Source organism: Halorubrum marinum (assembly GCF_048381195.1).
Classification (GTDB): Archaea; Halobacteriota; Halobacteria; order Halobacteriales; family Haloferacaceae; genus Halorubrum.
This window is the reverse complement of the sequence record NZ_JBLWMM010000001.1, coordinates 198,698-220,389: the sequence shown is the minus strand read 5'-3', so window position 1 is coordinate 220,389 and position 21,692 is coordinate 198,698. Positions and strand designations below refer to the sequence as shown.

The window sequence follows — 21,692 nt, the reverse complement described above, 5'->3', positions numbered from 1 at the left end:
CGTATAAACGGCCGCCAGCAGCACCGTTCGATCACAGATAAACAACCGCTCGATCCGTCCACGTCACTCACTCCAGCCGCCGATCAAGAGCGCCCTTCAGCGAGCGCTCGTGGCGCGCGAGAACACGCTCGAAGAACCGAATCGCGACGGAGCCGAACACTTCTCTGCTACCGAACGGGGACGAAAACGTCCGGTCGGGTGTCGCCCGCTACGACCTCCGTTATCGCTTGCGTCCGGAGATGACGCCCGCGGCCCCCCGGATCGCGCCGATCGGGTTCGGGCGACCGACGATGACCTGCAGCACGTACAGCGCGCCGACGGCGGCGAGCGCGCCGAACTGGACGAGCTGCATCGGGTGAACCATCGCCACGACACCGGCGGCGAAGAAGGCGATACGGAGCCCGTACGTCTGTCCGCGGCCGAAGACGAACCGGTAGTTGATCCCGTGGATGATCGCCAGCGATCCGAGCATGGCGATCGCGCCGGCGGAGAGGGACGCGTACGTGAACTCACCGGAGACCAGCTCCGGGTGGTAGACGAACGCGAACGGGAGGACGAAAAGCGGCGCGGAGATGCGCAGCGCCTCCTTACAGCTCCCCCAGAACCCGCCGCCGGAGATGCCGCAGGTGACCGCGACACACGTCGCGATGGGCGGCGTCAGGCCGGCGAGGATCGCGGCGTAGAACACGAAGAAGTGGGCGGCCAGGTCCGGCACGAAGAACTGACTGATGAGCGTCGGCGCGACGAGCAGCGCCACGACCGTGTACGCCGCGGTCGTCGGCATTCCGAGTCCGAGGATGATACAGATGATCATCGCGAGGATCACCGCGATGATCATCACGCCGCCCGACAGGTCGAGCAGCGTCAGCGAGATTGCGGTCGGAACGCCGGTCGCCATCAGGATGTCGACGACGCCGTTGATCGCCGCGAGGATGATCGTCACCGGCGCGACGACGATGACCCCCTCGCGGAAGCCGTCGACCGTCTGTTTCATCGTGTCGAAGAAGGCCTCTATTCGGCTCTCACCGTCGAGCGTGGCCTGAATTTGCGGGATCGTCACGCCGAAGACGATCATCGAGACCGCCGTGTACAACGCGGCGGTCATCACGGTGTACTGTAACACGCCGAGGATGTAGATCAGGATGAGCAGCGGAACCCCGTACTTCAGCGATTCGAGCAGGATCGCGCGCTGGCTCATCGGCTCCCCGATGACGCCTTTCATCTCCGGGTCGTCGATCTGCGGCGCCGCGACGTAGTGGACCGCGATGACGATCGAGACGACGAGGATCACCGCCGGGATCAGCCCGGCGATAATGACGTCGACGTAGGTGATCCCGGTGATGAGCGACGCCATGATGAACGCCCCCGCGCCCATCACGGGCGGGAGCACCTGCCCGGCGGTGGACGCGACGGCCTCGATGCCGCCCGCCGTCTCGGGCTTGACGCCGTTTTCTTTCATCAGCGGGATGGTGAACGATCCCGTCATACCGGCGTTCGCGGTCTGGCTTCCGTTGACGGAGCCGATGACCGCGCTGGCGATGACGGCCGTCTGGGCGATTCCGGAGTCGACGTACTTCGCCGACCGAACCGCGAGCCGGAGGATGAGATCGAACGCACCGTACGCCTTCAGGAGTCCGGCGTACAGCAGGAAGAGGGCGATCCACGCCGCCACGAGCCGGGTGAGGAACCCGAAGAACCCGTCGACGCTCACCACGAGGATCCGGAGGATCCGCGTGCCGGAGAGCCCGCCGTGGCTCAGCGCGCCGGGCATGTACGGGCCGGTGAGCCCGTAGCCGATCCCCGCGAGCACGACGATCAGGAAGGTCATTCCGAACGACCGCCACGTGAGGTAGATGATGGCGAGCGTGAACGCGAACGCCATTGCCAGCTCCGGCTGCGTGGCGCGCCCGACCGTGTCGATCGCGACCCGCTGGTAGTTGATGAACAGGTACGCGCTCGTGGCGAGCGAGACGAGTCCGGAACCGACGAGCAAGCCGATTTCGAGCCAGTTCCGTTCGATAATCGGGTCATCGAGCTCGGAGATCACGTACAGCCCGAGGATCCCGCCGAGGAACGCGACCGCGTACTGCCCTCGCGGCATCAGCTGGGTGTACGAGTACCACATCACGATCAGCCAGTACGGGATGGAAAACGAGACCAGCGCCATCCGAAGCCGCTCTTCGACGCCGGACCCGAGCCACAAGATGAGCAGCGAGACGACGATGACTCCCCCGACACCGGCGACGCCCAAGATAGTCGTCGAAACGGCCTCGGCAGCGTCCGCTAACGCGACCGGGTTATCGAACAGCAGCTCGGGGAGCGCCGCTCCGTACGCGCCCGAGAGGAAGTTCGGGACGATGAGCGTCGGCAGGAAGATGATGAGGAACCAGAACGGCATCGAGAGGAGGTACAGCCAGAGCTGTCGCTGTCCCCGCTCACCCGGAGCTAAGTCGAGTGATTCTTGATCGGCAAGGAGACTCTCGTCTGACGTATCGGACTGGTCAGGCGGATCGGTCGGATCGGTGGAATTGGTGGGTTGATTAGCCATCCGTCGTGAAAGTACGGGGTGTTCGAGGGGTTACGCGCCGGTTATTCCGCTTCGCCGCGGATCCAGGAGTCGTCCCAGACGCCGTTGTCATCGAAGAAGTCGGCGACGCCCTCGTGGATCTCGAGCTCGGGGATGACCGTCGCGGTCATCGCCTCCGGTGAGTACTCGAGCGTGGTCGGGTCGGACTCGCGGAGCGTGTCCTCGTGTTCGAGCGCCAGCCGGCAGACCTCCTCGGTCGCCCGAGCCGGGATCTCCGGACTGAACGCCCACTGTCCCGCGAGCGACCACGTGACGAGTTCGTCGGTGAACTCGGTGACCTCCTGTTCGTACCCGTACGGCTCGATCTCCTCGAGGATCGCACCGGGGTGGTCCTCGATGGTCTGCCGGAAGTCGTCGTCGACTTCGAGCAGGTTCAGCCGCCCGCCACTTCGCACGTCGACCTCCTGGCACCAGCCGGAGAGGTTGACGCCGTTGGCGCCGTACAGACAGAGCGCGTCGACGCGGTCCTCCTCCACGGCGCCCGGAATGTCGCCCGTGTCGACGTTGAGGATGTCGTTCTGCTCCCACATGTCCGCCTCCCGGATGATCTCCTCGGTGAGCAGCCGCGTCCCGAATCCGGGCTGGATCGGATAGATCGTGTAGCCGCCCTCGCGGAGGTCCTCCGTCGATTCGAGGCCACTCCCGTCGAGGCCGACCCAGTGGATCTGTAGCGACGTGAACAGGAACCCCTGGTGGGGAAGCGAGTCGACCGGATCGTCCGCGAACGGTCCTTCGTCGGCGATCGCCTTCGCCAGCGAGTTGTTGTCGACGCCCATCGCCGGAATCTGGCCAGCGTCGTACTCGTACAGGTTCGCCGTCCAACCGTCCGTCTCCTGGACGGAGATGTTGACGAAGTCGCTGTGCTGCTGTGCCGCGCGAGCGAGCGCCTGTCCGGCCGCCTGCGTGGAACTTCCCGTCGACGTCCCCCCAATGGTGATCGTTACTTCGTCCCCGTCGTCGTCGTCGGAACAACCCGCGAGCCCCACAACGCCGAGGGTCGCCGCACCTTTTACTACGTCGCGTCGAGTTGGCTTGTCACCATCTATCATGTGACTCAAGGCATTACGTCGATTGATAAAAGCGTGTCGTAGCCGGGCAGATTTCACGGCCGCGATACCCAACACTCGAAAACGCTCACTCTATCACGAGTTAGTCGTTCGGTTATTTCACGCACTCGGACACGAAACCCGACCGAACGCCCACGTTCGTGTCACGCTAATTCCACGAAAACGCGGTGTCGAGGTCGTGCGGCGTGTTCCCTCCCTCGGCCGCGGCTCGCTCGCGGTACGCGTCGAGCGGTTCGCGGAACGACGGATCGGCGACCTCGATGAGCGCGACGGCTCGCTCCCGTGGCGAGCATCCGCGGAGGTCCGCGACGCCGTGTTCGGTGATGACCACGCTCGCGTCGTGTTCGGTGTGGTCGGTGTGGGGAGTGAGCGGGACGATCCGCGAGACGTCGCCGCCGACTGCCGTCGACGGAAGCGCGATGACCCCGAGCCGACAGTTCCGAGCGAAGTCACCGCCGCCCCCGATCCCGTTAACGACGCGTGTGCCGCCGATGTGGGTGGCGTTCACGTTCCCGTAGAGATCAACCTCTACGGCGCTGTTGACGCCGACGACGCCGAAACGGTCGATGAGTTCGGGGGCGTTCGAGACGTCCGCCGGCCGCAACACCACGTCTTCGGCGTAGCGCTCGATGTCGTCGAAGAATCGCGCTTGGCCGTCGGTCGACAGCGCCAGCGACGTCGCGCTCGCGCCCTCGAGGTCGCCGGCGTCGAGCATGTCGAGGAGCCCGTCCTGGACGACCTCGCCGACGTACGACACGGGACGGTCGCCGAAGTCGACGTCCGCGAGCGCGCCCATCAGCGCGTTGCCGAGGCTCCCGACGCCGAATTGGAGGTTCGCCGCGTGGTCGAAGAGCGGGTTACGGTCGAGTTCGGTTTCGAGGAACGCCCCGAGGTTCTCGGCGATCGCCTCGTCGGTCGGGGACGCTTCCCGGAACTCGTAGGGGTCGTCCGGCCGATCGGTCTCGACGACGGCCGCGAGCTTCGCGGGGTCGAACCGGACCGCTGGCCCGTCGGTCTCGCCGAGCGGATCGTCGAGGGGGATCGGGGCGCGGTTCGGCGGATTCTCGCGGACGTGCACGTCGTGGACGCGAGCGAGTTCGACCGGCTGGGCGCGGTTCACCTCGACGATGACGCGATCGGCGGCACCCACGTATGCGGGCGTGTGACCGATGGACGTCGACGGGACGAGCCAGCCGGGACCGACCGCGACGGCCTCGACGACCGCGATCGTCTCCCCGCGCATTCCGGCGCGGATGCCGCCGAAGCGCACCTCGTCGGCCAGCCGCGAGATGTGGCGGTCGTGGAACGCGATCCGGCCGTCGTTGGCGGCCGCCCGAGAGGTCTCGTTCGGGACGAACGGGTACCGGCGGGCCATGTCGCCGGACTCGACGAGGGCGCGGTCGATCTCGTCGCCGACGCCGCCGCCGGAGACGACCGTGAGCTCGCGGGCGTCGCCCGCGGCGAGCGCCTCGGGGACGAGCTTCGGGTAGCCGACGCCGCCGAAACCGGAGACGAGCAGCGTCGCGGTCTCGGGCACGAGCGCGGCGGCCTCCTCGGGGGTCGCGATCGGGAGGTCGCCGCCGAGCCGGACGTCCGGAACGGGGTCGCTCGCGGTCGGGGCGTCGGGACCGCTAGAACCGGGGGAACTCACTCCAGATCCTCCGGTTGCGTGCCGATCCCCTCGGGCCAGCCCGTCGGCTGCGCGGGGCTCGGCTCGGCGTACGAGCGTTTCAGCACCATCGGCGTGCGCTCTAAGGAGAGCACGAGTTCGTCCTCCTGGTTGTACGCCCGCAGCTCCGTGGTGACGATGCCGACGTGGTCGCGCGAGGAGGACTCGCGCTTTTCGATGACCTCGGACTCGGCGAAGAGGGTGTCGCCGTGGAAGACGGGCGCGTGGTGGCGGATCTCGTCGTAGCCGAGGTTCGCGGTGGCGTTGGCGCTCACGTCGATAACGCTCATCCCGACCGCGAGCGCGATGACGAAAGTGCCGTCGACGAGGCGCTCGCCGAACTCCGTCTCGGCCGCGTACGCCTCGTTGAAATGCATCGGATTGAGGTTCATCGACAGGTTCGTGAACCAGACGTTGTCCGTCTCCGTGACGGTGCGCCCGTACGGGTGTTTGTACACGTCGCCGATCTCGAAGTCCTCGTAGTAGCGCCCCTCCCACCCGCCGACGAGCCGTCGGTCGGTTCCGCCGTCGGTCGATGTCGCTACGGCCTCCTCGCGGTCGTGTGAATCGCTGTCGGGTTCCATATCCGCATCGATGATGAACGACTAAAAGAGGGTTGTGTTCGCGGCCCCCGCCGCCGGGTTCAGACGATGTTGCTCGCGGTGTACAGCAGGAGCCCGACGGAGACGATCGTCACGAGCACCAGCCAGCCGATCATGATGGCACCCATCTGGCGATGCGTGAGGTTCTGTCCCTCGAGTATCTCGGAAACGCCCATAACGGAGGGGATTCACTGAGAGTATATAACTGTTGCAGGCTTCGGTCCCGTTCTCACGGAATTGCTGGAGGTCGAGATACATCCGATCGCTGTAGATGGGGCAAGCGCGCGAGCCGTTGAGCGTCGGCTACGGAAAATCTGCCACGTATCTGGAATGTAAACACGGCCGACTAATTTTCAGGGTTGATAGCTAGGTCGGTAAGTAATTAAGGAAGGTCTACCTCGTGTTAAGTAACCAGCAACCGGACGGGATCGGCGACTAGTCGATCCGTACCGGCGTACGGCTGGATTCAAAACCCATGAAAGCAACCAACTTGTTCAACTCGGACGACCGTGCGGTGAGCCCTGTTATCGGGGTCATCCTCATGGTCGCAATTACAGTGATCCTCGCGGCCGTCATCGGGACGTTCGTGCTCGGACTCGGCGACTCGCTCGGAGACAACCAGCCGTCGGCGCAGCTCAATGTTAACGTGGATTACGCTGCGAACAACACGACAATTGAGCACAACGGCGGAGACTCGATTGAATCCGATGAACTAACCGTCATCGTCTCGTTCGACGGGGATACTTACAGGTCGGCCAACGCATACGACAGCCGGTTCTCGGTTGGCGATCAGTTCGTTGCGGACCTCGACAACGGTGACAATACTGCTACCGCGTTAACATCCGGTAACGATATCCGCATCCGAGTGGTCCACGAATCCAGTGACTCGATCCTCCTAGATAGAAGCTTCGAGGCAACAGGAGACCTGACCGTTGACAACGACTTCCCGCTGAACTGATCGACAGTATCGATTGCATCACTAATTTATTTTAATAGTTCGAACGTCGTCCTCGAGTCGATCGGCGTACTCCAGCCGGATCCGTCGGGCTTCTTCGGTCGAAACCTCCGCTTTTCCTGCGATCTCGTGTGATATCGGCCGATAGGAATCCACGTCGAAGCCCATCCGTTCGAGGTAGCTCCTGACCATCGGTGACTGAAGCCCGTCGCGGATCGCGGCCTGAACGTAGTCCATGAGCGCGTCGAACTCGGGTAACACGATCGCGTCGGCCGTTACGCTCCCCTCGGTTCCTTCGATTCGAACCTCGGTGTTTTCGAGATGTTCGAGAATCGATGTCACGTCGTCCGCCAGGTTGATCACTTGGCTCGGGAGCGCCGTATCGGGGGAGCGCCACTCGACGGTCTCGACGGCGCTGCGTATCTGAACGGGCGTCCACAGCGACGTCTCGGGGTCGAAACTCGCCTCCAAGCGCTCTCGGGAGATTCCCACCGCGTTGGCCGCCGTCTCGAACGCGTCGTATCCGCTATCGACCCGTCGTTCCCAGTCGTCGAGGCTGTCGCAGTACGGCCACAGCTTGCCCTGATTCGGCACGCCATCGTACGCCATCGACCGGTACAGCTCCGAACGGGCGCCGGATGCGAGCGGCTTTCCCTCGAAGTACGGCGACGAGTTGACCAGCGCCATGGCCGGATCCAGCGCAGTGAGGGTGTTGAGCTGGTCTATTTCCCGTTTGAGTGACTGCTGGATATGAATGTGCGTTCCCGCACAGTGGCGGATATACTCGAAGCTGTCGCCGATGATTTCCTCCTGAATCCGCGTCCGGTCGCTCGGGACGTCCCGAATCTCCTCCGGACAGATCGGCGTCGCAAGCGGTACGAGCCGTAGGTCGATGGCTTCGGCACGGTCAAGGGCGCCCACGATTCTGTCGCAGAGTTCGTCCCGCGTCTGATCGGTCGAATCACACGGACTGGTTTTGATCTCCAGTATCGGTTCGATGAACTCCCGGTCGATCCCCTCCGATCCGTCCACGAGCGGTTCCGCGTCGGCCAGCCGACCCTCCTCGTCTACTACCCAATATTCGACCTCGATGCCACGTCGAAGTCCTTCGGATTTCTCCGTGAGCGTCGTATCGGATCCGTTGGACGTGTGTTCTTCCATGATTGGCCGTCCGAAACCCTACGCAGAGCGGTCTGTTCGTTATAACACTCGTATCCGACCAAAATTTCGGCTACGATCAACTTGTAGGCGGTGGCAAATCGGCAGACTCGGATTACTCTCCTGGGCTGCCGACTGGGTTGACGTTGTGCACAATACGCACTCCGACCGTCCCCCGCGATTCGTGAGACGGCCCTGCCGTGTGCGGTTCCACGATTAAGCGAGCAGTAACTCGTGAACTCACACGGTGTCCGATGATTAGGGAGCACACCGGACTGCTCCGCGGGTCGAGAACTCACATCGAGCCCGGCGGCCGAACCCCTGCAGATCCGAATCCCTGATCGCACACCGGGGAGCGGTGAGCCCGACCGTCGTCGCGGCCGTGAACGCGGGCGTATTCGCGTGGAAGTCGCTTATCACAGTCGAGACATCGACGCGGATCCGTCTCGGGCCCGAGACGAATCACCGTGCCTATTGTAGTCGGCCAACGTGTCGGCGACGAAGCGAACGGGGGCACGCGAGGGAACGACTGAACGAACGAAGTGAGTGAAGGAGCGGACTCACGATGTTGCTCGCGGCGCAGAAATATGGACTCGCGGGGAAGGTTATATCCGGGTTTGCTGTGTCTTCTCTGTAACTTATCGGCCGTTGTGTCGATGGTTGCATTCATGACTGACTGGGGATCTGGTCCTTGCGGACGCTCATCTTCTCGCGGTTCGTTCGAACGTCGTAATGGCGGTACAGCACCTTCAGCGAGACATTCATCCGCTCACTGACCACGTCGGGATCGGTTCCGAGGCGCAGGTGTTCGGAGATCGCGGACCGACGCCACGCGTGAGGGCCGCGTTTGACCGGACAGTGGCCGGGATGTCGGGTGCCCTCGCACTCCTCGATATCACGGCCGACCGGACACTCTCCGGTCATCTCGCAGGTCCGCGTGAGGCGATAGCAGTTGTCCGTGATCGTCGTTAGGTGCATCCGACCGTAGCGCGTCGTGAACAGCGGTTCACGTCCGTGCTGGTCGGTCTGGTCGATGCGGCGATCGGTGACGTAGTCCGCGACGATCTGGAACCACGTCGGGCCGAGATACACCCACCTCTCACCGTCGGTGCCGTTCTTGAGCTTCGTACCCTGCTCCGGGCGGTGACGGAGTACGATCGCGTCGTCGTTCGGCCGGAGATCGTCGACATCGAGGGAGTGCAGCGCGCCGCGGCGCATCCCGGACCGCCACAGGAGCGCGGCCATCGCGTGCTGTCGGCTCGCGTAGTCGTGACGGTCCAGATACGCGAGGATCTCCTTGACGCGCTCCGGTTCGATCACCACGTCCGACGACTCCGCACCGTCGGGCAGCTCCGGCGCTTGCAGCTTCTCGGCGAGGCCGTCGCGGACCGCGTCGGTGTTGGCCGCCCACCGGAGGAACACGCGGACCGTTGATAGCTGCTTTTGGAGCGTTATCGGAGCGATCTGGTCGCGGCGCCACGCGACGAAATCGGACAGGTCGCGGCCCGTGAGGTCGTTGAGGTCGCGAACACCCTGCTCGTCGCACCAGTCGAGCCAGACGCCCATTCGGTGGACAGCGTTGTCGTAGGTCGCATCTCGCCACTTCGGGGCGCGGTGCGCGAGGAACCGGTCGACGCCCTCCTCCGGGTCGAGCGGGATCAGGTCGTCGGTCACACCTCACCTCCGAGCTGACTCTGTCCGTCGTTGAGAGGGCGGTCCGGGTCGATAGCTCGGAAGTCGTCGGCCCAGTCCTCCATCTCGGCGCGAACATCGTCGACGCGCTCTTTCAGGGTCCGCATGTCCGGTGCCGTAACCGTGGTCGTGATCTTCTCCTTGTCGGTGGAGCCGGTACCGCGAGTGACGACGATCTTCGTCTCGAACGCGTCGCTCACAGTTCGATCAACCCGATTGCGATCGTGTGCCCGTCCTCCTTCGCCCGGTGCGCGTCGACGGCGCGGTGACCCGCCTCGACCGAGGGCGCGAGCCCCTCGAAAAGGCAATCGCGGCAGACGACGTGAGCGCGGCTCATGCGACCACCTCACCGTTCTTGAACTCGCTCCCCGAGATTCCAGCCTGCCGACGCGCCATGTCGATCAGAGCGGCGTCGGTCGCGAGCACGGTCGCCTCCACGATCTCGGTGTCCGTCCCGCGATCGGACCGGAGCGTGACCATGGCCGACCGGCTCACTGTCGATCCTCCACCGCCTGCGCGACGGTCGCGCCGTCGAGACGACCCGCCAGCACATCGCGAGCGTCGAAATGCGTCCGGGCTCTTCTGTCGCCGGATTTTTGACCCGCGGTGTCGTTAATCGATTCGGGGCTGCTGGGGATCTCGTCCTGACGGACAGACATTAGGCGGCCCCTTCGTCAAGTTCTATCTCAACACCGCCGAATCCGCCACGCTCGCGGGGTGAGCAGGCGTCCGGGTCAGTGTCGAACTGTTGAACGTAGAGTTCGATAGCCTCGCGGATCAGTTGCGAGACGTTCACCGGGTCGCCCGGTTCGGATAGCTGATACGCGATTTGGTTAAGCTCCATTTTACGCCGATCTGCGATTTGCGCCGTCACACGGGTTTTCGAGCCCGTGTTTTGGTTGGCTTGTGCCATGCAGTTATGCACAACATAACGTATTCACTTAAACATTTTCATGGCGCATAACAGTCGTTAGAAAACTTCTAATCCGCGATTTACCGCAAAATGCAGCCACGTAGCAACAGTATTACGTGCATACAATATGATGAACATACATGGCGAGGGCAACGATCAACTTGTCGGACGAGTTAGATGCAGAGATAGAGTCAGAGCTATCTTACGGTGACTCGAAAAGCGAGTGGATCCGACACGCGATCCAAATGCGCCAGCACGTCGATCCGATTCTCGACGAGGTCTATGAGAGCTACCAGCGCGAGGAACGGCTCGAACTCGTCGAGGCGGCCGTTCGGAAGGAAGTCGACCGCCGAAAGCGCGAAGTCAACGGAGGGAACGGGGGCGGCGGTCGATGACGCTGATCGACGCCTATCGCGACGATCTCCGCGAGCTGGTTGACCGTCTCGACGAGCGCGGCGTCTTCGCTCCCGGCGAGCGCGAAGCTTGGGACGAAGGGATCGACGAGGCCGACCACTACTCTACACTCAAGCACACGAACGAATCGCTGCTAGAGTCCATGAGCGGCCGTGACGGTGTCGATGAAGTGATCACCGAGCACACGAACCCAGAAACAAAGCAGTTTGTCTAGAACGCCGAGAGCGCCGCGTGAGCGGCGCGCGTTTACTCCGAGGCCTGAACCGCATCCGTGAGCGGCGCGACCGCGGTCGACGCCAGCCGGGCGCCTGTCTGTTGCTCTCGTAGTTCTTGTCCCTCTCGCCCGCCGGGCCGCTTCTCCATCGTCACCGCGTGGTCGCTCTCGACATCCGGCGGGTCGTCCGGCGCCGCGTTCCAAGTGTCCGGCAGATCGTCGTTCCAGCGCATCACTCGCCCCGCTCCTCGATCCGCCGGACGATCGGGTAGATGAAGCGCTTCCACAGCTCATCGAGCGGCGTCGGGAGTACCGTCGCGTGCTCGATCGCGTCGTCGATGGAGACCACCCAGCCGAGCCCAGCGACGCCCAGCGCCGCGAGCGTCGCGAGTGAGCCCACGACGGGATAGTACGGCCATATCGACGCAAACGCGAACAGCGCGCCAGCACCGCCGACCATCTGGATTATGAGCCCGAGATACATGTGGTGCGGCGCGAACACGGCGCCGTCCGGCTCGTCCTCCGGGTCGAACAGTCTCACGTCTGACCCTCCACGTCGGCGGGATCTCCGCCGTCGGTGTCGCCGTCGTCGTCGAGCACGCGCTTCCGGACCGTCCGGACCGCGGCGTCGGACCACACCTTCGGATGCGTCAGGAGCGCCAGCGCGAACAGCCAGTTCGGCGGGCCAGCCGCGACAGCCCACTCGGCGGCCGCGTTGATCACAGCGTGCCCTCCTCTTCGAGCGCCTCACGGTGCGTGGTGACCATCTGGATGAGCCCGTTCCACGCGTCGTTTTGCTGGCTGCCGTGCAGCGTGCGCTCGTGCTGCTTCACGAGCCGCCAGACCGCCAGCGCCGCCGCGAACGTCCCCGTCGTCGCGGCCGCCGTGACGATCGCCGCCGCAGCGACGATCCACTGCACAAACGGGGCGATCACGCGACCACCTCCGATCCGATGGTGAGCACCGGTCGCAGCAGCCACAACGCGGCGCCGACGCCGACCGCGCCGACCAGCAACCACGTCCACGTCGGGAGGATTTGATACATCGGAACGTTCCGATCGTTTAGCGCGTCACCGACATCGCTGATCCACGTCTCGCCGCCCACGTCGCCCGGATCCACATCGGGATCGTCCGTGAGCGGCTGGATGTCGTTCTCCGCCTGATACTCCATCATCTCGTCGCGCTCCTCTTTCAGCATCTCGATCGTCTCCGGCGGGTAGCCCTCCTCTTCGGCCGTTTCGATCGCCTCGTCGAGGTCGTCTTCGCTCCACATGCTAGCGCCGAGGACACTACCGATGTCGGTGCCGTCGTCGCTACCCCACATCAGTTTTCCCTCACGTAGAAGGCGCCACCGCCGATCGCCAGCAGCGCCACGAGGCCGACTGCGGGCGTCAGGCCGCCGCCGCCAGACGACCCGCCGAGCTGGTCGGGGATGGGTAGGCTCTCCATCAGCGCGGCTATCTGCGCCTCGTAGGCCGCGCGCTGTTCCGCGAGCAGCGCCTCGATGTCTCCGGCGGCTCCATCGACCGCCTCCTCTCCGGCTGCGAGGTTCTCCATCAGCGCCTCCTGCTGGTCGTCGTCGAGTTCGAATCCTTCCGGCGCCAGCAGCTGCTCGTTGCCGTCCTCGTCCTCCTCGATGTAGGCCTCGCCGTACTGGTCGATGGTGTAGGTTACCTCGCCGTCGACCCCTTCCATCCCGCCAGCGTCGAAGTCGCCGTAGCTGTCGCCCGTTACCTCCACGTCGGGATCATCCGCCCACGATCCGAGATTTGAGTCTGTGTCGCTCATGGTGTCGTTGTCGGTTGTGTCGTTGTCACTGCTCGAACTGCCGTCGTCGTCGTCATCATCGCTACTCGAACCACTTCCCGTGTCGTCGCCGTAGTCGTCGGCGACCTCGACCGGATCATCCGCCCACGATCCGAGATTCGAGTCGGTGTCACTGCTCGAACTGGACGACGAGCTGCTCGAACTGCTCGACCCGCCGGAACTAAACGACGTGCCGGAGGTGGGAACATACCCATCGGTTATGGACGTGCTCCCGTTGTCCGTTTGCCCACCGTCGTATTCGGAGCCTGTACCACCGCCTCCCGTCAACTCATTGTTTAGTGCCATTTTTATCAGATGTTGTGGGCATGTCCTCCCACGGGAGGGGAATACACCCTTATTTCAGTTACCTGTGCGTTGACCGAATAATTTGAACTCACGGTGATGTTTGTGTAGTGGTCGGACTGCCCCGTGCTGACGAAGGTTTTTGAACTATAATCAGGCACCGTCCCGCCTGCGCTCAAAGAGTGCGGGCCGTTCGATGTCATACTGCACGAAAAGTTCCGGGACCTATCCTCATCCTTGTAAATCGTGACCTCAAACGCATTTGCCGCCATATCTACGGAAAAGTCTGTCCCGCTCTCTGTGACACCCGACGACCCAGAGAAGATTGTCGTCCAGCCCCCAGAAGATGAGCCGGTGTTGGTTGACGTTGGGCGACTGTGTGTGTCTGCTTCCGGCTGGTAGTCTGTAGCGGGCAGCGCTCCAATCGTCCCCGGCGACAAATCCGAGATCCACGTCCCGCCGCTCAAGTCGTTGACGTAGGTGTCGGCCGTGACAATATCCGATCGATCGTTGCTCTTGTCGGTGAACTCGACATAACTGCCGCTACTGTCAAACCTGATCCGGTGACCGTTGACGCCATCCACTCGATCGAGGTCTCCCGCTTCAACGGCTGCCAGCACCTCTCCGTCCGTATATCGCGGGTGGTGCGTATCGCTGTCCACGCCGGAAAGCTGCGAGTGGTCGGTAACGGTCTTCTCTGTCCACTCTACACCGGTATAGACGTATGCGGCGTTGTTGTCGAGGTGATACAGCGACTCTCCTTCATCGGCGTCGTCGGGGAAACTCGCCTGAACGTAGTCGTAGCCGCCACCGCCGCCCGATACGATCCCGGTCATGCGTCCACCTCGAACATCACCACGACAGCATCACCGGCGGTCGGCGTGCGGACGTGGATCGTCGACGTGTCGGTCACGGGGAACAGGCGACCGTCCCCGACCTGCGTCAGAGCCGAGTGCTGCGTCGTGTCGTCGCCGATGTAAACGTTCCCGCTGTTGGTCTCCTTCCACTCAACGAGCACCGTAACCCCGTCAGGGACCGCGTGAGACGGCAGCGGTTCGGCGGTCGTCCCCGAGGTCTCGTGAACGAACTGCGTGAGGTCGTCATGGTTGCCGACCGAGTCCGCGATCTCCATCTGCTGCTGCTCTGTGGCCGGTGAGACCTGCTCGCCCTGCTCGTTCTGGACCTTCCGGATCTGTTCGACCTCCGTGTTAGTGTCAAGTGCCATTATTCACCGCCTCCTGTCTTCTCGAAGCCGATTGGCTGCACCGTATACCGGCGCCTTGCGTCGCTGAGGTTCGTTATCTCGCAAGTAAGCGAGCTGTCGAACGAGTAGGCCGGTGCGAACGTGACCGTCTTGTCGTCGACATCCGTCGGCGGGACGGCCGACTCGTTATAGATCGTCTCAGAGCCGTCAACAGTCGCCTTGTAGATACTATCTGGATGCTTCGTCATGCCGAGGATCGGCAGCACGAATCCCCCGCCGGTCCGCTGGTGCGCCTCGTAAGAAACCGTCGCTCGCTCACCTGGGTCGAGCGTGACCGTCTCGGGCTGGTTGAGCGGCCGGTCGTTCTCGTCCGGTGCGGGGATGCTATTCATCGCTATCCTCCCCCAGCACCTCACGCTTGAGCCGAGCGATCTCCGTCTCGTCGAGGTGCTCGACCTCCGTGTTGCAGGTCGATCCCATCAGGCGCCCACCCCGTTGAGCGCGAGGTAGAGGAACCCGAGCGTCCCGATCGCGCCGATGATGTCCGTCAGTAGGCGCAGATCCTCGCGTGACCACTTCGAATCCTCAAGCCACGCGGTGATCGGCGACTCGATGTTGATTACCTCCGTGCTGGTCTCCAGCGCTGTCGTTTGGGTCGTCGCGTTCCCCATCGTTGTCACCGGACCGTCGTCGATCGACGGGCTCTGCCACGGGTCGCCGTTGACTGTCGTCGAAAAATCGGACATGGTAGATCCCCGCTACTGACCCATGTCGGCGCTGATGGCCGACCCGAGTCCTTCGATCTCACGGTTGGCCTTCTGTGCCGGGACCTGGAGGAGCGCGTTCGTCGGCTCCGTGCCGTCCCCGTCAGGGTCAGACCACCGGACCTGATACGGCGCCTTGATTCGCGCCGAGAGTTCCATGTCGCTCGCGATGAACCGCTCTAGCGGCGACTCATTGAGACTGAGGAACTCCGGCTGTTCGGACTGATTCGCCTGATGCACCAGCCCGAGATTCGCCTCGTAGAGCTTCGCGTTCGCCGTCTGCTTCGCGCTCGGCGTCTTCTTGCGAATCTCGAACGTGGCCGCCTTCCCGCTGATGTAGTAGACGTGAGCCGTCTGCACGGAGTTGGGACCGTCGACCGTGATCTCGTTGGCGTCGTGATCGACCGCCTTCGGCGATCCCTGATACTCACCGTCGAACCAGACCACGACATCCTGCGTGTCCGGCGACTCGACGAGGTTGTGCGTGACGGTAAACGTCTGCTCGCTGCCGTCTCCGGCCGTCTGGAACGACTGATACGCCGGGATAGCGATCCGGAGCGGGTTGCTCCGACCGGTTCGGAGCGCGAGTGCCGTGTCCGCGATCAGCGTCGCGATCGCAGACGTCGATCCCTGCGAGTTCGTGGCCGTTTCGAACTGACGGGGAGACAGCGACGTGTTTCGCACGTCGGCCTCTGCCAGCCGGTCCATCACTCCAGACATCTACCGCGAACCCTCCTTCACCGCGGCGTTGTCGACGTAGAACTCGGACTGCGACCAGTCGATCGCTGCCGCCGACTCCGCCGAGACGTAGAGCGAGTCGATATCGCGAACGTCGTGGAACGGCGCAGCACCCGACTGAGATGCCGCCTCGGGGTACTCCAGCACGATCTTCGCGCTGTCGATGTTGTCCACGTCGCGCTGCGTGGTGAGGTCGTTCTGATTCCAGAACGCGATCTGTTCGACCTGCTCGCTGATCTTGTGCGAGTCGTCGCCTCCGGCGCGCTCCAGCTCGAACTTGAGCCGCGTGTTCGTCGGCAGCGGGTCGCCGTTCGAGTCGCGCAGCTTCATGTAGATCGGGATACCAGCCTCCGATCCGCGCTCGACACCGTTCAGGAACCGAACGAAGGTCCCGCGTTCCGGAGAGACTTCGAGGATCGGCGTCGCCCGAGCGATGCCGGGCGCGTTCTCGTGTACCTCGACTTCTTCCGAGGTAGAGCCCTCAGACGCGTAGATGTCCACCATTAGGCGAGCACCCCCGTCAGTGCCTCACGAACACCGAAGCGCTCCATCACCGATAGGAGGATCGCGACGCCACCGCCGACCTGCAGGTGTCGCTTCGTCCGACCCTCGATCATCGGGGCATACTCGGCCCCGGCGACGACGGCGACCCCACCGAGTTCGGCGGGCGTGTCGAATCCAAAGACGGTGTGACCGTCGATCACGTATCCGAGCGATTCACCAGCGAGAACGCCACCGGCGACTCCGCCAGCGTCCATCATGAACTGCTGATCAGCCAGCTTGTCAAAGCCAGCCGTTACATCAAGTGCCATTGCGACCGTGCCGAGACACGGTCCACTTGTGAGGGGCCGCCCCGCTGTATCCGTTCTTGACGGGCGTAGCTGGTCTTTGCTGGAGAAAGGTGGACAATCGTCAGCGTTCCCGCGGATCGTCGTAGGGGAGCCCGTGCTGCCTGTAGAGCAGTATCAAATCCTCCACAACTCTCGCACGGGCCACCTCGTGACCGCGGGCTTCCTCGATCTCGTCCTTCAGGTCCCGAAAGCAGTCGGCGGTATCGCCGTAGAGGCTCAGATCCTCACTCGGTCGGGTCATGGTTGTACCTCGATCCGCTTCCCTTCCGCTCCGACGTGTTCACACTCGGGCCCGTAGTCGCTCGACTGGATCCGATTGACATCTCCCGAGTCATCCGAGTAGATCCACTCGGAGTTTACCGTCTGTGTCTCGCCGTTCGGCAGTTCTTCGACCCACTTCCGGACCGAAACGGCGCCCTCGTCTTCCGCGTGTAGGCTCTCGGAAAGCCCGGTAACGGGCTGCCCTCCCGTGTTGTGGAGTTCTTTGGGGTACTCCAGCATGTCCTTTATCGAATTCAGCGTATTGGTGTCGCGATAGCCACCGAGCATGAACGCGGTGCAGTTGCCGGTGACGTTCTTATCTATCTGCGCGAGCCGCTGAGTCACCCAGATCGACGATGTCGCCGATCCCCCTTCCGATCGTCCATCCGTCGCTAGTTCCTTGATTTCCGTCGGGTAGCCTTCTGACTGCGGTGCGACTCCGTGCGCCTCGTCGATGACGATCAGCACGTCGTGGTCCGACTGTCGACACGCGAGGATCACGTCGCGAGCGACCTGCTGCCAGTCGTCCTTACTGACGTGGCGACCGACGACGAGCGCCTCGTTCCGGTCGATCATGTCGCCCCATGTGTCGGCGTCGAAGTGGTCCCTCTCGCGAGGTCCAGCGAACCAGTGCGCCGCGAGTCCCGGCCCGGTCTCCTTGCTCACCAGGCCCCGGAACTCGTCGGACGTGTCGAGCACGACGACGCGATCGTAGGTGTCGCCCTTGATGTTCTTCTCGGTGAGAGCGTGCGCCAGCCAGCCTTTTCCCCAGCCCGAAACGGCCGATACCAGCATGTGCATGGGTTACTCCTCCTGATCCGCGAGAGACCGGATCGCTTCGGTGTGCGTCTCGATCGGCCCGGCGACGAGCGACTGCAACAGCCGCGCCGGGTCGCGGTCGACCACCTCCGCCTCGAACTCATCGAGGCCGAGTCCGAACGTCTCGCGGGTGTACACGTCGGCGAGATCGCGGTCGGAGCGGTCGGCGACGCTGTCGCCAGCCCGGTCGCGGTACTTTGCTGCCCACCACTGGATCTGGTTGGCCCATGCATCTGCGTCGTGGTCGACGAACTCTTTCGCCCGGTCGGCGTTCTCCAGCTCCTCCGGCGCGACGTGGTCGAGGTAGAGCCCCCACAGGTCGCCGGTCTGCTGGGCTACGATCGCGTCGACGAGCTGGGAGACGCGCTCCTCGTCTTCCGGCGGCTCGTCGAGGTCGAGCGCGTCCGGGTCGGCGTCGGCTGCCTCAGCCAGCGTCCGCATCGCCTCCCGCTGGTCGCGTTCCATCGCCGCGAGCGTCGCGGCGTAGGCCGTGATCTCCTTCTGCATCATCTGTTTGAGCGCCTTCTCCTGCATCCCTGCGAGCATCAGGCGCTCACCCCCTCACGGACGGTGCCGACGAGTTCTCCGGCGACATCACCCTCCTTGAGCAGTACCGTGCCGCACACGATCGCCGTCGAGAGGAGGAGCGCCTGTTTGTCGCTCATCTCGTCCATCCCGCCCATGTCCTCAACCACCGCGTCGAACTTCGCATCCAGTTCGACCGGTTGCTGCGTCGCGAGTTCGGCGACATCCTCGGAGGTCATCTCGGAGGGCTCGCCGCTCATCTCCTCGGTGATCTCGGGGAGCAGCACGGCGAGGATCTCGACATACATCTCACCCCACGAGTTGCCGTCTGAGGGGGTCGGCGAGGGGGTATCGCCCCCATCTTCGGACCCTTCGTTTTGGGTATCGCCGTCCTTGGTCTCGTCGGGCGATTCGGACCCCTCTTCGGTGGGGGTATCTTCGGCCTCCTCGGCGTTGATCTCTTCAGTGACCGCCGAGAGGTCCACCTCGGCCCGCTCGTCGTCGTCGATCGGGGGCCGTTCGTCCCCCTCGTCGCCCCCTTCAGCGGGGGTATCGTCAGCATCGGTGGGCGTCTCGTCGTCGGGCGATTCGTCCGGGTCGGCGGCGTCGTTGGTAGGGTCGTCAGTCATGTTTCAGTCGGCGTGTATTCGAGATCGTCCGTGTCGGTGCCTCCGAAGGGGTCCGATCCCCTATCTTGGTCCCATCCCGAGCCCCCTTCGCCGCCCTCGTCGAGGGTATCGTCGGGGTTGGTCGCGTCGGGCGATTCGGTGGGGTCTGACCCCCGACCGCGGAGTAGCACCGCGACGGCGAGGGCGCCGGTACCCAGCACGAGGGCCGTACCGAGCCCCCCGCTACCCCCATCAGAGGTACCCTCAGAGGGGTCCGTAGAGGGGGTATCGTCGCCCTCTCCGCCCGTACCCCCCTCAGAAGGGTCCGGATCGGCGCCTTCGGAGGGATCCTCATCGGGGGTATCTGCACCCTCCCACTGCGCGGCGTATTCGTCCTCTTCGTCGGGCGATTCGGTACCCCCGTCTGAGGGGTCCGTTTCGAGGGTATTCGCGCCCTCTTCGTCGGTACCCTCCTCAGAGGGGTCCAGATTGGCCCCTTCGGAGGGGGTCTCGGTGGGGGGCTCGTCCCCCTCGTCGCCCTCTTCGTCGTCGGTACCCTCTTCGTCGAGGCCGTAGTCCGACGGGTACCAGTCGTGGTGTCGCCGGTCGGCCGCGGCGGTGACGTGCTCGTCGTCCTTCCGTCCGTGGAGGTGCGACCGGAGCCCCTGCGGGCTCCCCGAGTAGTCGCACCCGTCGATCTTGCAGTGTAGGTCAGGCATCGGTCTCCTCGTAGTTGTCTAGCGTCTCCTCGCCGCCCGTCGCGGCGAACTGCCCGAGCCCGTCTCGGGCGCTGGCATCGGCTGAGAAGCCACGCGAACCGCTCCGTACGTATCCGTTGTTCTGCGCCCGGCGGTGCTCCTCGGATGCACCAGCGCGGCCCTCGTCGGCCTCGACGCCGAAGCGACCGAGCCCGTCGTCGGGATCGGGGTCGTCGACGTGGCGATCGTCGCGGAGCAGCTGCTCGCTCGTGTCGTCGGCGCCGCCGGAGCTGCCGAGCGCGGCCGGTCGCTCCGGAACCGCTGGCCGGTCCGGCGCACGTTCGGCGAGATCGGCGTCGGTCGGGTCGCGACCGTGGCCCGGCTGGCCGTGGAGTCGGTCGTCGTGGCTCCCGTAAAGGTTCAGCAGCGTCCGGTGGTGCCCTTCGAGCGCGTTGAACCGCTCCGTGTTGGCGTCGCTGATCCCCTCTTCGATCGCGTCGATCGCTGCGGCGGCGCGCTCGGCGTTTCGGAACTCCGCCTCTACCTCTTCGAGCAGGCTCGCGAGCCGCTTCACGCTCACCTTGTAGCCGCTCCACGATCGCGACAGGGCGCCCTTCGTCTCGCCGTCGAGGTGGTCGTAGGGGACCGCCTCGGCGAAGTCCAGCAACGATGATACCTCGGTCTCGTCGGCGCCGCAGTCGTCCACGAGGTGCTCGCAGGCGTCCGGGTTGCCGTGCTGACACATGTTCCGGGCGTGGTCGCACCCTTCGCCGTCGACGCGCTGCGCGGCGTTCGCCTCTTTCGCGAGCCGCTCCTGTTCAGTCGGGCCGTCGCTCACGTCGGCGCCGGTCTGCTGCTGTCGCACCTCTTCGATCCGGCCGGTGTTCTCGTCGACCGTGATCTCCGGGTCGTAGTGCGCTTCCCAATCGTCGATCCCCGCGTCGAGAAACGCGGCCTTGACCGCGGTCGCCTTCCGGTAGACGTTGTCGCCCGTGAACGGGCCAACGCGGCGCTTCTCGCCGTCCGTCAGTTCGACGTGTCCGGCGCCGCCTTCGCGATCGGCGCGGCCGTCGGCGGCGATTCCACGGATCTCTGACTCGACGTCTTCGGGAGCGTCGTCGGCGAGCTCGACCTTCGCGAACCGGCGATCGAACCGGCCGGTTAGGTGCTCGGCGTGGTCGTCGCGGACCGCGTTGGCGTCGGCTCGGGTGCCGAGTTCGACGATATCGGTCACGTGCTTCCCTCCGCGATGTCGACGCTTAGCGGATCGAACTCCAAACACGGGTGAACCGGAACCTCGCCCTCGATGTGACCCCCTTCACCGGCGCCTTCGTCGACGGTGTCGGCGCCCATCCCGTCGCGGAGCACCAGGGCGTCCTCACCAGTCGGATTGAGGTCGCAGTAGCGCCCCGGTTCATCGTCCCAGTACGGCGCCGGGAGGCGGTACTGGGTCGCCCGGCGGTAGATGTCGCGGAGCCGCGAGAGCGCCGTCTTCTCGCCCTCGTTCTCCGGCTGGAGCGCGAGGGCGGCACCGGCTTCAGAAGCGTGCATCGCCCATCACCGCCTCGACGAGTGCCACGGCGCCGATACCGAGCAGCAGTCCCTTCGCGGCGCTCTCGTAGTTGTTCAGCGTCGACTCGGCCGCGGAGGCCGACCGCGCGCTCCGGGATGCTTCCACGGCTGCGATGAAGGCCATGAACCCGCCGTAGCTGTCGAACTCCTCGACGCGATGCCAGTAGTCGAAGTGAGGCGCCAGCTCCGGCTCGTCGCTCTCGATCGCTTCCTGTGCTTCTGCGAACTGTTCCGGCGTCGGTAGGTCAGTTGAGACCATACCGACACATCAC

Annotated in this window: 36 protein-coding genes; 3 read left to right on the top strand and 33 right to left on the bottom strand. The window is 64.2% G+C overall.

The features are described from left to right. Window positions 1–220 precede the first annotated feature (220 nt). From ACNSN4_RS01155 to ACNSN4_RS01135, 5 genes are all read right to left on the bottom strand, one after another. On the bottom strand, window positions 221–2,548 hold the full coding sequence (locus tag ACNSN4_RS01155) for a TRAP transporter permease (protein ID WP_418283933.1): 2,328 nt from the start codon (window positions 2,546–2,548) through the stop codon (window positions 221–223). A 41-nt stretch (window positions 2,549–2,589) separates the two neighbouring features. Next, window positions 2,590–3,636, bottom strand: coding sequence for a TAXI family TRAP transporter solute-binding subunit (locus ACNSN4_RS01150; RefSeq protein WP_418283932.1), 1,047 nt, complete (start codon window positions 3,634–3,636; stop codon window positions 2,590–2,592). Between the two features lie 166 nt (window positions 3,637–3,802). Then, window positions 3,803–5,305: an acetyl-CoA hydrolase/transferase C-terminal domain-containing protein gene (locus tag ACNSN4_RS01145; protein ID WP_418283931.1), complete on the bottom strand. Its 1,503-nt coding sequence runs from the start codon at window positions 5,303–5,305 to the stop codon at window positions 3,803–3,805. Further along, a complete protein-coding gene (locus ACNSN4_RS01140) occupies window positions 5,302–5,907 on the bottom strand; it encodes a MaoC family dehydratase (protein WP_418283930.1) in 606 nt (201 codons plus the stop codon). The genes ACNSN4_RS01145 and ACNSN4_RS01140 overlap by 4 nt, the downstream gene beginning before the upstream one ends. A gap of 59 nt (window positions 5,908–5,966) precedes the next feature. Beyond that, window positions 5,967–6,101 carry a hypothetical protein gene (locus ACNSN4_RS01135; protein ID WP_418283929.1) on the bottom strand — a complete coding sequence of 45 codons (135 nt, stop codon included), beginning with the start codon at window positions 6,099–6,101 and terminating at the stop codon, window positions 5,967–5,969. 299 nt (window positions 6,102–6,400) lie between these two features. Between ACNSN4_RS01135 and ACNSN4_RS01130 the strand changes: the two genes are divergently transcribed. After that, window positions 6,401–6,883, top strand: coding sequence for a type IV pilin domain-containing protein (locus ACNSN4_RS01130; RefSeq protein WP_418283928.1), 483 nt, complete (start codon window positions 6,401–6,403; stop codon window positions 6,881–6,883). 21 nt (window positions 6,884–6,904) lie between these two features. Here the strand turns inward: ACNSN4_RS01130 and ACNSN4_RS01125 are convergent, their stop codons facing one another. From ACNSN4_RS01125 to ACNSN4_RS01095, 7 genes are all read right to left on the bottom strand, one after another. Beyond that, window positions 6,905–8,041: a glutamate-cysteine ligase family protein gene (locus ACNSN4_RS01125; protein WP_418283927.1), complete on the bottom strand. Its 1,137-nt coding sequence runs from the start codon at window positions 8,039–8,041 to the stop codon at window positions 6,905–6,907. Window positions 8,042–8,333: 292 nt separating this feature from the next. Further along, complete coding sequence (locus ACNSN4_RS01120; RefSeq protein WP_418283926.1) at window positions 8,334–8,708, bottom strand: DUF7563 family protein; 375 nt, start codon at window positions 8,706–8,708, stop codon at window positions 8,334–8,336. Beyond that, window positions 8,705–9,712, bottom strand: coding sequence for a tyrosine-type recombinase/integrase (locus ACNSN4_RS01115; RefSeq protein WP_418283925.1), 1,008 nt, complete (start codon window positions 9,710–9,712; stop codon window positions 8,705–8,707). The genes ACNSN4_RS01120 and ACNSN4_RS01115 overlap by 4 nt, the downstream gene beginning before the upstream one ends. Next, on the bottom strand, window positions 9,709–9,930 hold the full coding sequence (locus tag ACNSN4_RS01110) for a DUF7389 domain-containing protein (protein WP_418283924.1): 222 nt from the start codon (window positions 9,928–9,930) through the stop codon (window positions 9,709–9,711). Before ACNSN4_RS01110 ends, ACNSN4_RS01115 begins: the two co-directional genes overlap by 4 nt. Beyond that, window positions 9,927–10,067: a hypothetical protein gene (locus tag ACNSN4_RS01105; protein ID WP_418283923.1), complete on the bottom strand. Its 141-nt coding sequence runs from the start codon at window positions 10,065–10,067 to the stop codon at window positions 9,927–9,929. Before ACNSN4_RS01105 ends, ACNSN4_RS01110 begins: the two co-directional genes overlap by 4 nt. Next, window positions 10,064–10,225, bottom strand: coding sequence for a hypothetical protein (locus tag ACNSN4_RS01100; protein WP_418283922.1), 162 nt, complete (start codon window positions 10,223–10,225; stop codon window positions 10,064–10,066). Before ACNSN4_RS01100 ends, ACNSN4_RS01105 begins: the two co-directional genes overlap by 4 nt. A 163-nt stretch (window positions 10,226–10,388) precedes the next feature. Beyond that, window positions 10,389–10,643 carry a hypothetical protein gene (locus ACNSN4_RS01095; protein WP_418283921.1) on the bottom strand — a complete coding sequence of 85 codons (255 nt, stop codon included), beginning with the start codon at window positions 10,641–10,643 and terminating at the stop codon, window positions 10,389–10,391. A gap of 140 nt (window positions 10,644–10,783) precedes the next feature. On the opposite strand from ACNSN4_RS01095, the gene ACNSN4_RS01090 reads away from it, so the two are divergent. Next, on the top strand, window positions 10,784–11,038 hold the full coding sequence (locus ACNSN4_RS01090) for a hypothetical protein (protein ID WP_418283920.1): 255 nt from the start codon (window positions 10,784–10,786) through the stop codon (window positions 11,036–11,038). Then, complete coding sequence (locus ACNSN4_RS01085; RefSeq protein WP_418283919.1) at window positions 11,035–11,271, top strand: hypothetical protein; 237 nt, start codon at window positions 11,035–11,037, stop codon at window positions 11,269–11,271. The genes ACNSN4_RS01090 and ACNSN4_RS01085 overlap by 4 nt, the downstream gene beginning before the upstream one ends. A gap of 32 nt (window positions 11,272–11,303) precedes the next feature. Here ACNSN4_RS01085 and ACNSN4_RS01080 read toward each other — a convergent pair whose 3' ends face one another. The 21 genes from ACNSN4_RS01080 to ACNSN4_RS00980 all read right to left on the bottom strand — a co-directional run bounded on the left by ACNSN4_RS01080 (window position 11,304) and on the right by ACNSN4_RS00980 (window position 21,679). Then, a complete protein-coding gene (locus ACNSN4_RS01080; protein WP_418283918.1) occupies window positions 11,304–11,504 on the bottom strand; it encodes a hypothetical protein in 201 nt (66 codons plus the stop codon). Continuing rightward, on the bottom strand, window positions 11,504–11,812 hold the full coding sequence (locus ACNSN4_RS01075; RefSeq protein ID WP_418283917.1) for a hypothetical protein: 309 nt from the start codon (window positions 11,810–11,812) through the stop codon (window positions 11,504–11,506). The genes ACNSN4_RS01080 and ACNSN4_RS01075 overlap by 1 nt, the downstream gene beginning before the upstream one ends. Beyond that, window positions 11,809–11,994 carry a hypothetical protein gene (locus ACNSN4_RS01070; RefSeq protein ID WP_418283916.1) on the bottom strand — a complete coding sequence of 62 codons (186 nt, stop codon included), beginning with the start codon at window positions 11,992–11,994 and terminating at the stop codon, window positions 11,809–11,811. Before ACNSN4_RS01070 ends, ACNSN4_RS01075 begins: the two co-directional genes overlap by 4 nt. Then, on the bottom strand, window positions 11,991–12,206 hold the full coding sequence (locus ACNSN4_RS01065; protein ID WP_418283915.1) for a hypothetical protein: 216 nt from the start codon (window positions 12,204–12,206) through the stop codon (window positions 11,991–11,993). Before ACNSN4_RS01065 ends, ACNSN4_RS01070 begins: the two co-directional genes overlap by 4 nt. Further along, entirely contained in the window at window positions 12,203–12,595 is a 393-nt protein-coding gene (locus ACNSN4_RS01060; protein WP_418283914.1) for a hypothetical protein, read from the bottom strand. Before ACNSN4_RS01060 ends, ACNSN4_RS01065 begins: the two co-directional genes overlap by 4 nt. Next, window positions 12,595–13,059, bottom strand: coding sequence for a hypothetical protein (locus ACNSN4_RS01055; RefSeq protein ID WP_418283913.1), 465 nt, complete (start codon window positions 13,057–13,059; stop codon window positions 12,595–12,597). The genes ACNSN4_RS01060 and ACNSN4_RS01055 overlap by 1 nt, the downstream gene beginning before the upstream one ends. Before the next feature lie 329 nt (window positions 13,060–13,388). After that, window positions 13,389–14,216, bottom strand: a complete 828-nt coding sequence (locus ACNSN4_RS01050) for a hypothetical protein (protein ID WP_418283912.1) — start codon at window positions 14,214–14,216, stop codon at window positions 13,389–13,391. Further along, entirely contained in the window at window positions 14,213–14,605 is a 393-nt protein-coding gene (locus ACNSN4_RS01045) for a hypothetical protein (RefSeq protein ID WP_418283911.1), read from the bottom strand. The genes ACNSN4_RS01050 and ACNSN4_RS01045 overlap by 4 nt, the downstream gene beginning before the upstream one ends. Next, entirely contained in the window at window positions 14,605–14,976 is a 372-nt protein-coding gene (locus ACNSN4_RS01040; protein WP_418283910.1) for a hypothetical protein, read from the bottom strand. The genes ACNSN4_RS01045 and ACNSN4_RS01040 overlap by 1 nt, the downstream gene beginning before the upstream one ends. An 87-nt stretch (window positions 14,977–15,063) precedes the next feature. Continuing rightward, window positions 15,064–15,330, bottom strand: coding sequence for a hypothetical protein (locus ACNSN4_RS01035; protein ID WP_418283909.1), 267 nt, complete (start codon window positions 15,328–15,330; stop codon window positions 15,064–15,066). Window positions 15,331–15,342: 12 nt separating this feature from the next. Then, window positions 15,343–16,068, bottom strand: coding sequence for a hypothetical protein (locus ACNSN4_RS01030; protein WP_418283908.1), 726 nt, complete (start codon window positions 16,066–16,068; stop codon window positions 15,343–15,345). Continuing rightward, window positions 16,069–16,590: a hypothetical protein gene (locus ACNSN4_RS01025; protein ID WP_418283907.1), complete on the bottom strand. Its 522-nt coding sequence runs from the start codon at window positions 16,588–16,590 to the stop codon at window positions 16,069–16,071. Next, window positions 16,590–16,898: a hypothetical protein gene (locus tag ACNSN4_RS01020; RefSeq protein WP_418283906.1), complete on the bottom strand. Its 309-nt coding sequence runs from the start codon at window positions 16,896–16,898 to the stop codon at window positions 16,590–16,592. Before ACNSN4_RS01020 ends, ACNSN4_RS01025 begins: the two co-directional genes overlap by 1 nt. A gap of 100 nt (window positions 16,899–16,998) precedes the next feature. After that, complete coding sequence (locus ACNSN4_RS01015; RefSeq protein ID WP_418283905.1) at window positions 16,999–17,178, bottom strand: hypothetical protein; 180 nt, start codon at window positions 17,176–17,178, stop codon at window positions 16,999–17,001. Continuing rightward, window positions 17,175–17,999: an ATP-binding protein gene (locus ACNSN4_RS01010; RefSeq protein ID WP_418283904.1), complete on the bottom strand. Its 825-nt coding sequence runs from the start codon at window positions 17,997–17,999 to the stop codon at window positions 17,175–17,177. Before ACNSN4_RS01010 ends, ACNSN4_RS01015 begins: the two co-directional genes overlap by 4 nt. Before the next feature lie 3 nt (window positions 18,000–18,002). After that, entirely contained in the window at window positions 18,003–18,563 is a 561-nt protein-coding gene (locus ACNSN4_RS01005) for a hypothetical protein (protein WP_418283903.1), read from the bottom strand. Beyond that, the gene (locus tag ACNSN4_RS01000; RefSeq protein WP_418283902.1) at window positions 18,563–19,171 is read right to left on the bottom strand and encodes a hypothetical protein; all 609 of its coding nucleotides are present in this window, start codon (window positions 19,169–19,171) and stop codon (window positions 18,563–18,565) included. The genes ACNSN4_RS01005 and ACNSN4_RS01000 overlap by 1 nt, the downstream gene beginning before the upstream one ends. Further along, window positions 19,168–19,869, bottom strand: coding sequence for a hypothetical protein (locus ACNSN4_RS00995; protein ID WP_418283901.1), 702 nt, complete (start codon window positions 19,867–19,869; stop codon window positions 19,168–19,170). The genes ACNSN4_RS01000 and ACNSN4_RS00995 overlap by 4 nt, the downstream gene beginning before the upstream one ends. Further along, the gene (locus ACNSN4_RS00990) at window positions 19,862–21,082 is read right to left on the bottom strand and encodes a hypothetical protein (protein WP_418283900.1); all 1,221 of its coding nucleotides are present in this window, start codon (window positions 21,080–21,082) and stop codon (window positions 19,862–19,864) included. The genes ACNSN4_RS00995 and ACNSN4_RS00990 overlap by 8 nt, the downstream gene beginning before the upstream one ends. Then, window positions 21,079–21,399: a hypothetical protein gene (locus tag ACNSN4_RS00985; RefSeq protein ID WP_418283899.1), complete on the bottom strand. Its 321-nt coding sequence runs from the start codon at window positions 21,397–21,399 to the stop codon at window positions 21,079–21,081. The genes ACNSN4_RS00990 and ACNSN4_RS00985 overlap by 4 nt, the downstream gene beginning before the upstream one ends. Then, window positions 21,386–21,679, bottom strand: a complete 294-nt coding sequence (locus tag ACNSN4_RS00980) for a hypothetical protein (RefSeq protein ID WP_418283898.1) — start codon at window positions 21,677–21,679, stop codon at window positions 21,386–21,388. The genes ACNSN4_RS00985 and ACNSN4_RS00980 overlap by 14 nt, the downstream gene beginning before the upstream one ends. Window positions 21,680–21,692: the final 13 nt, after the last annotated feature.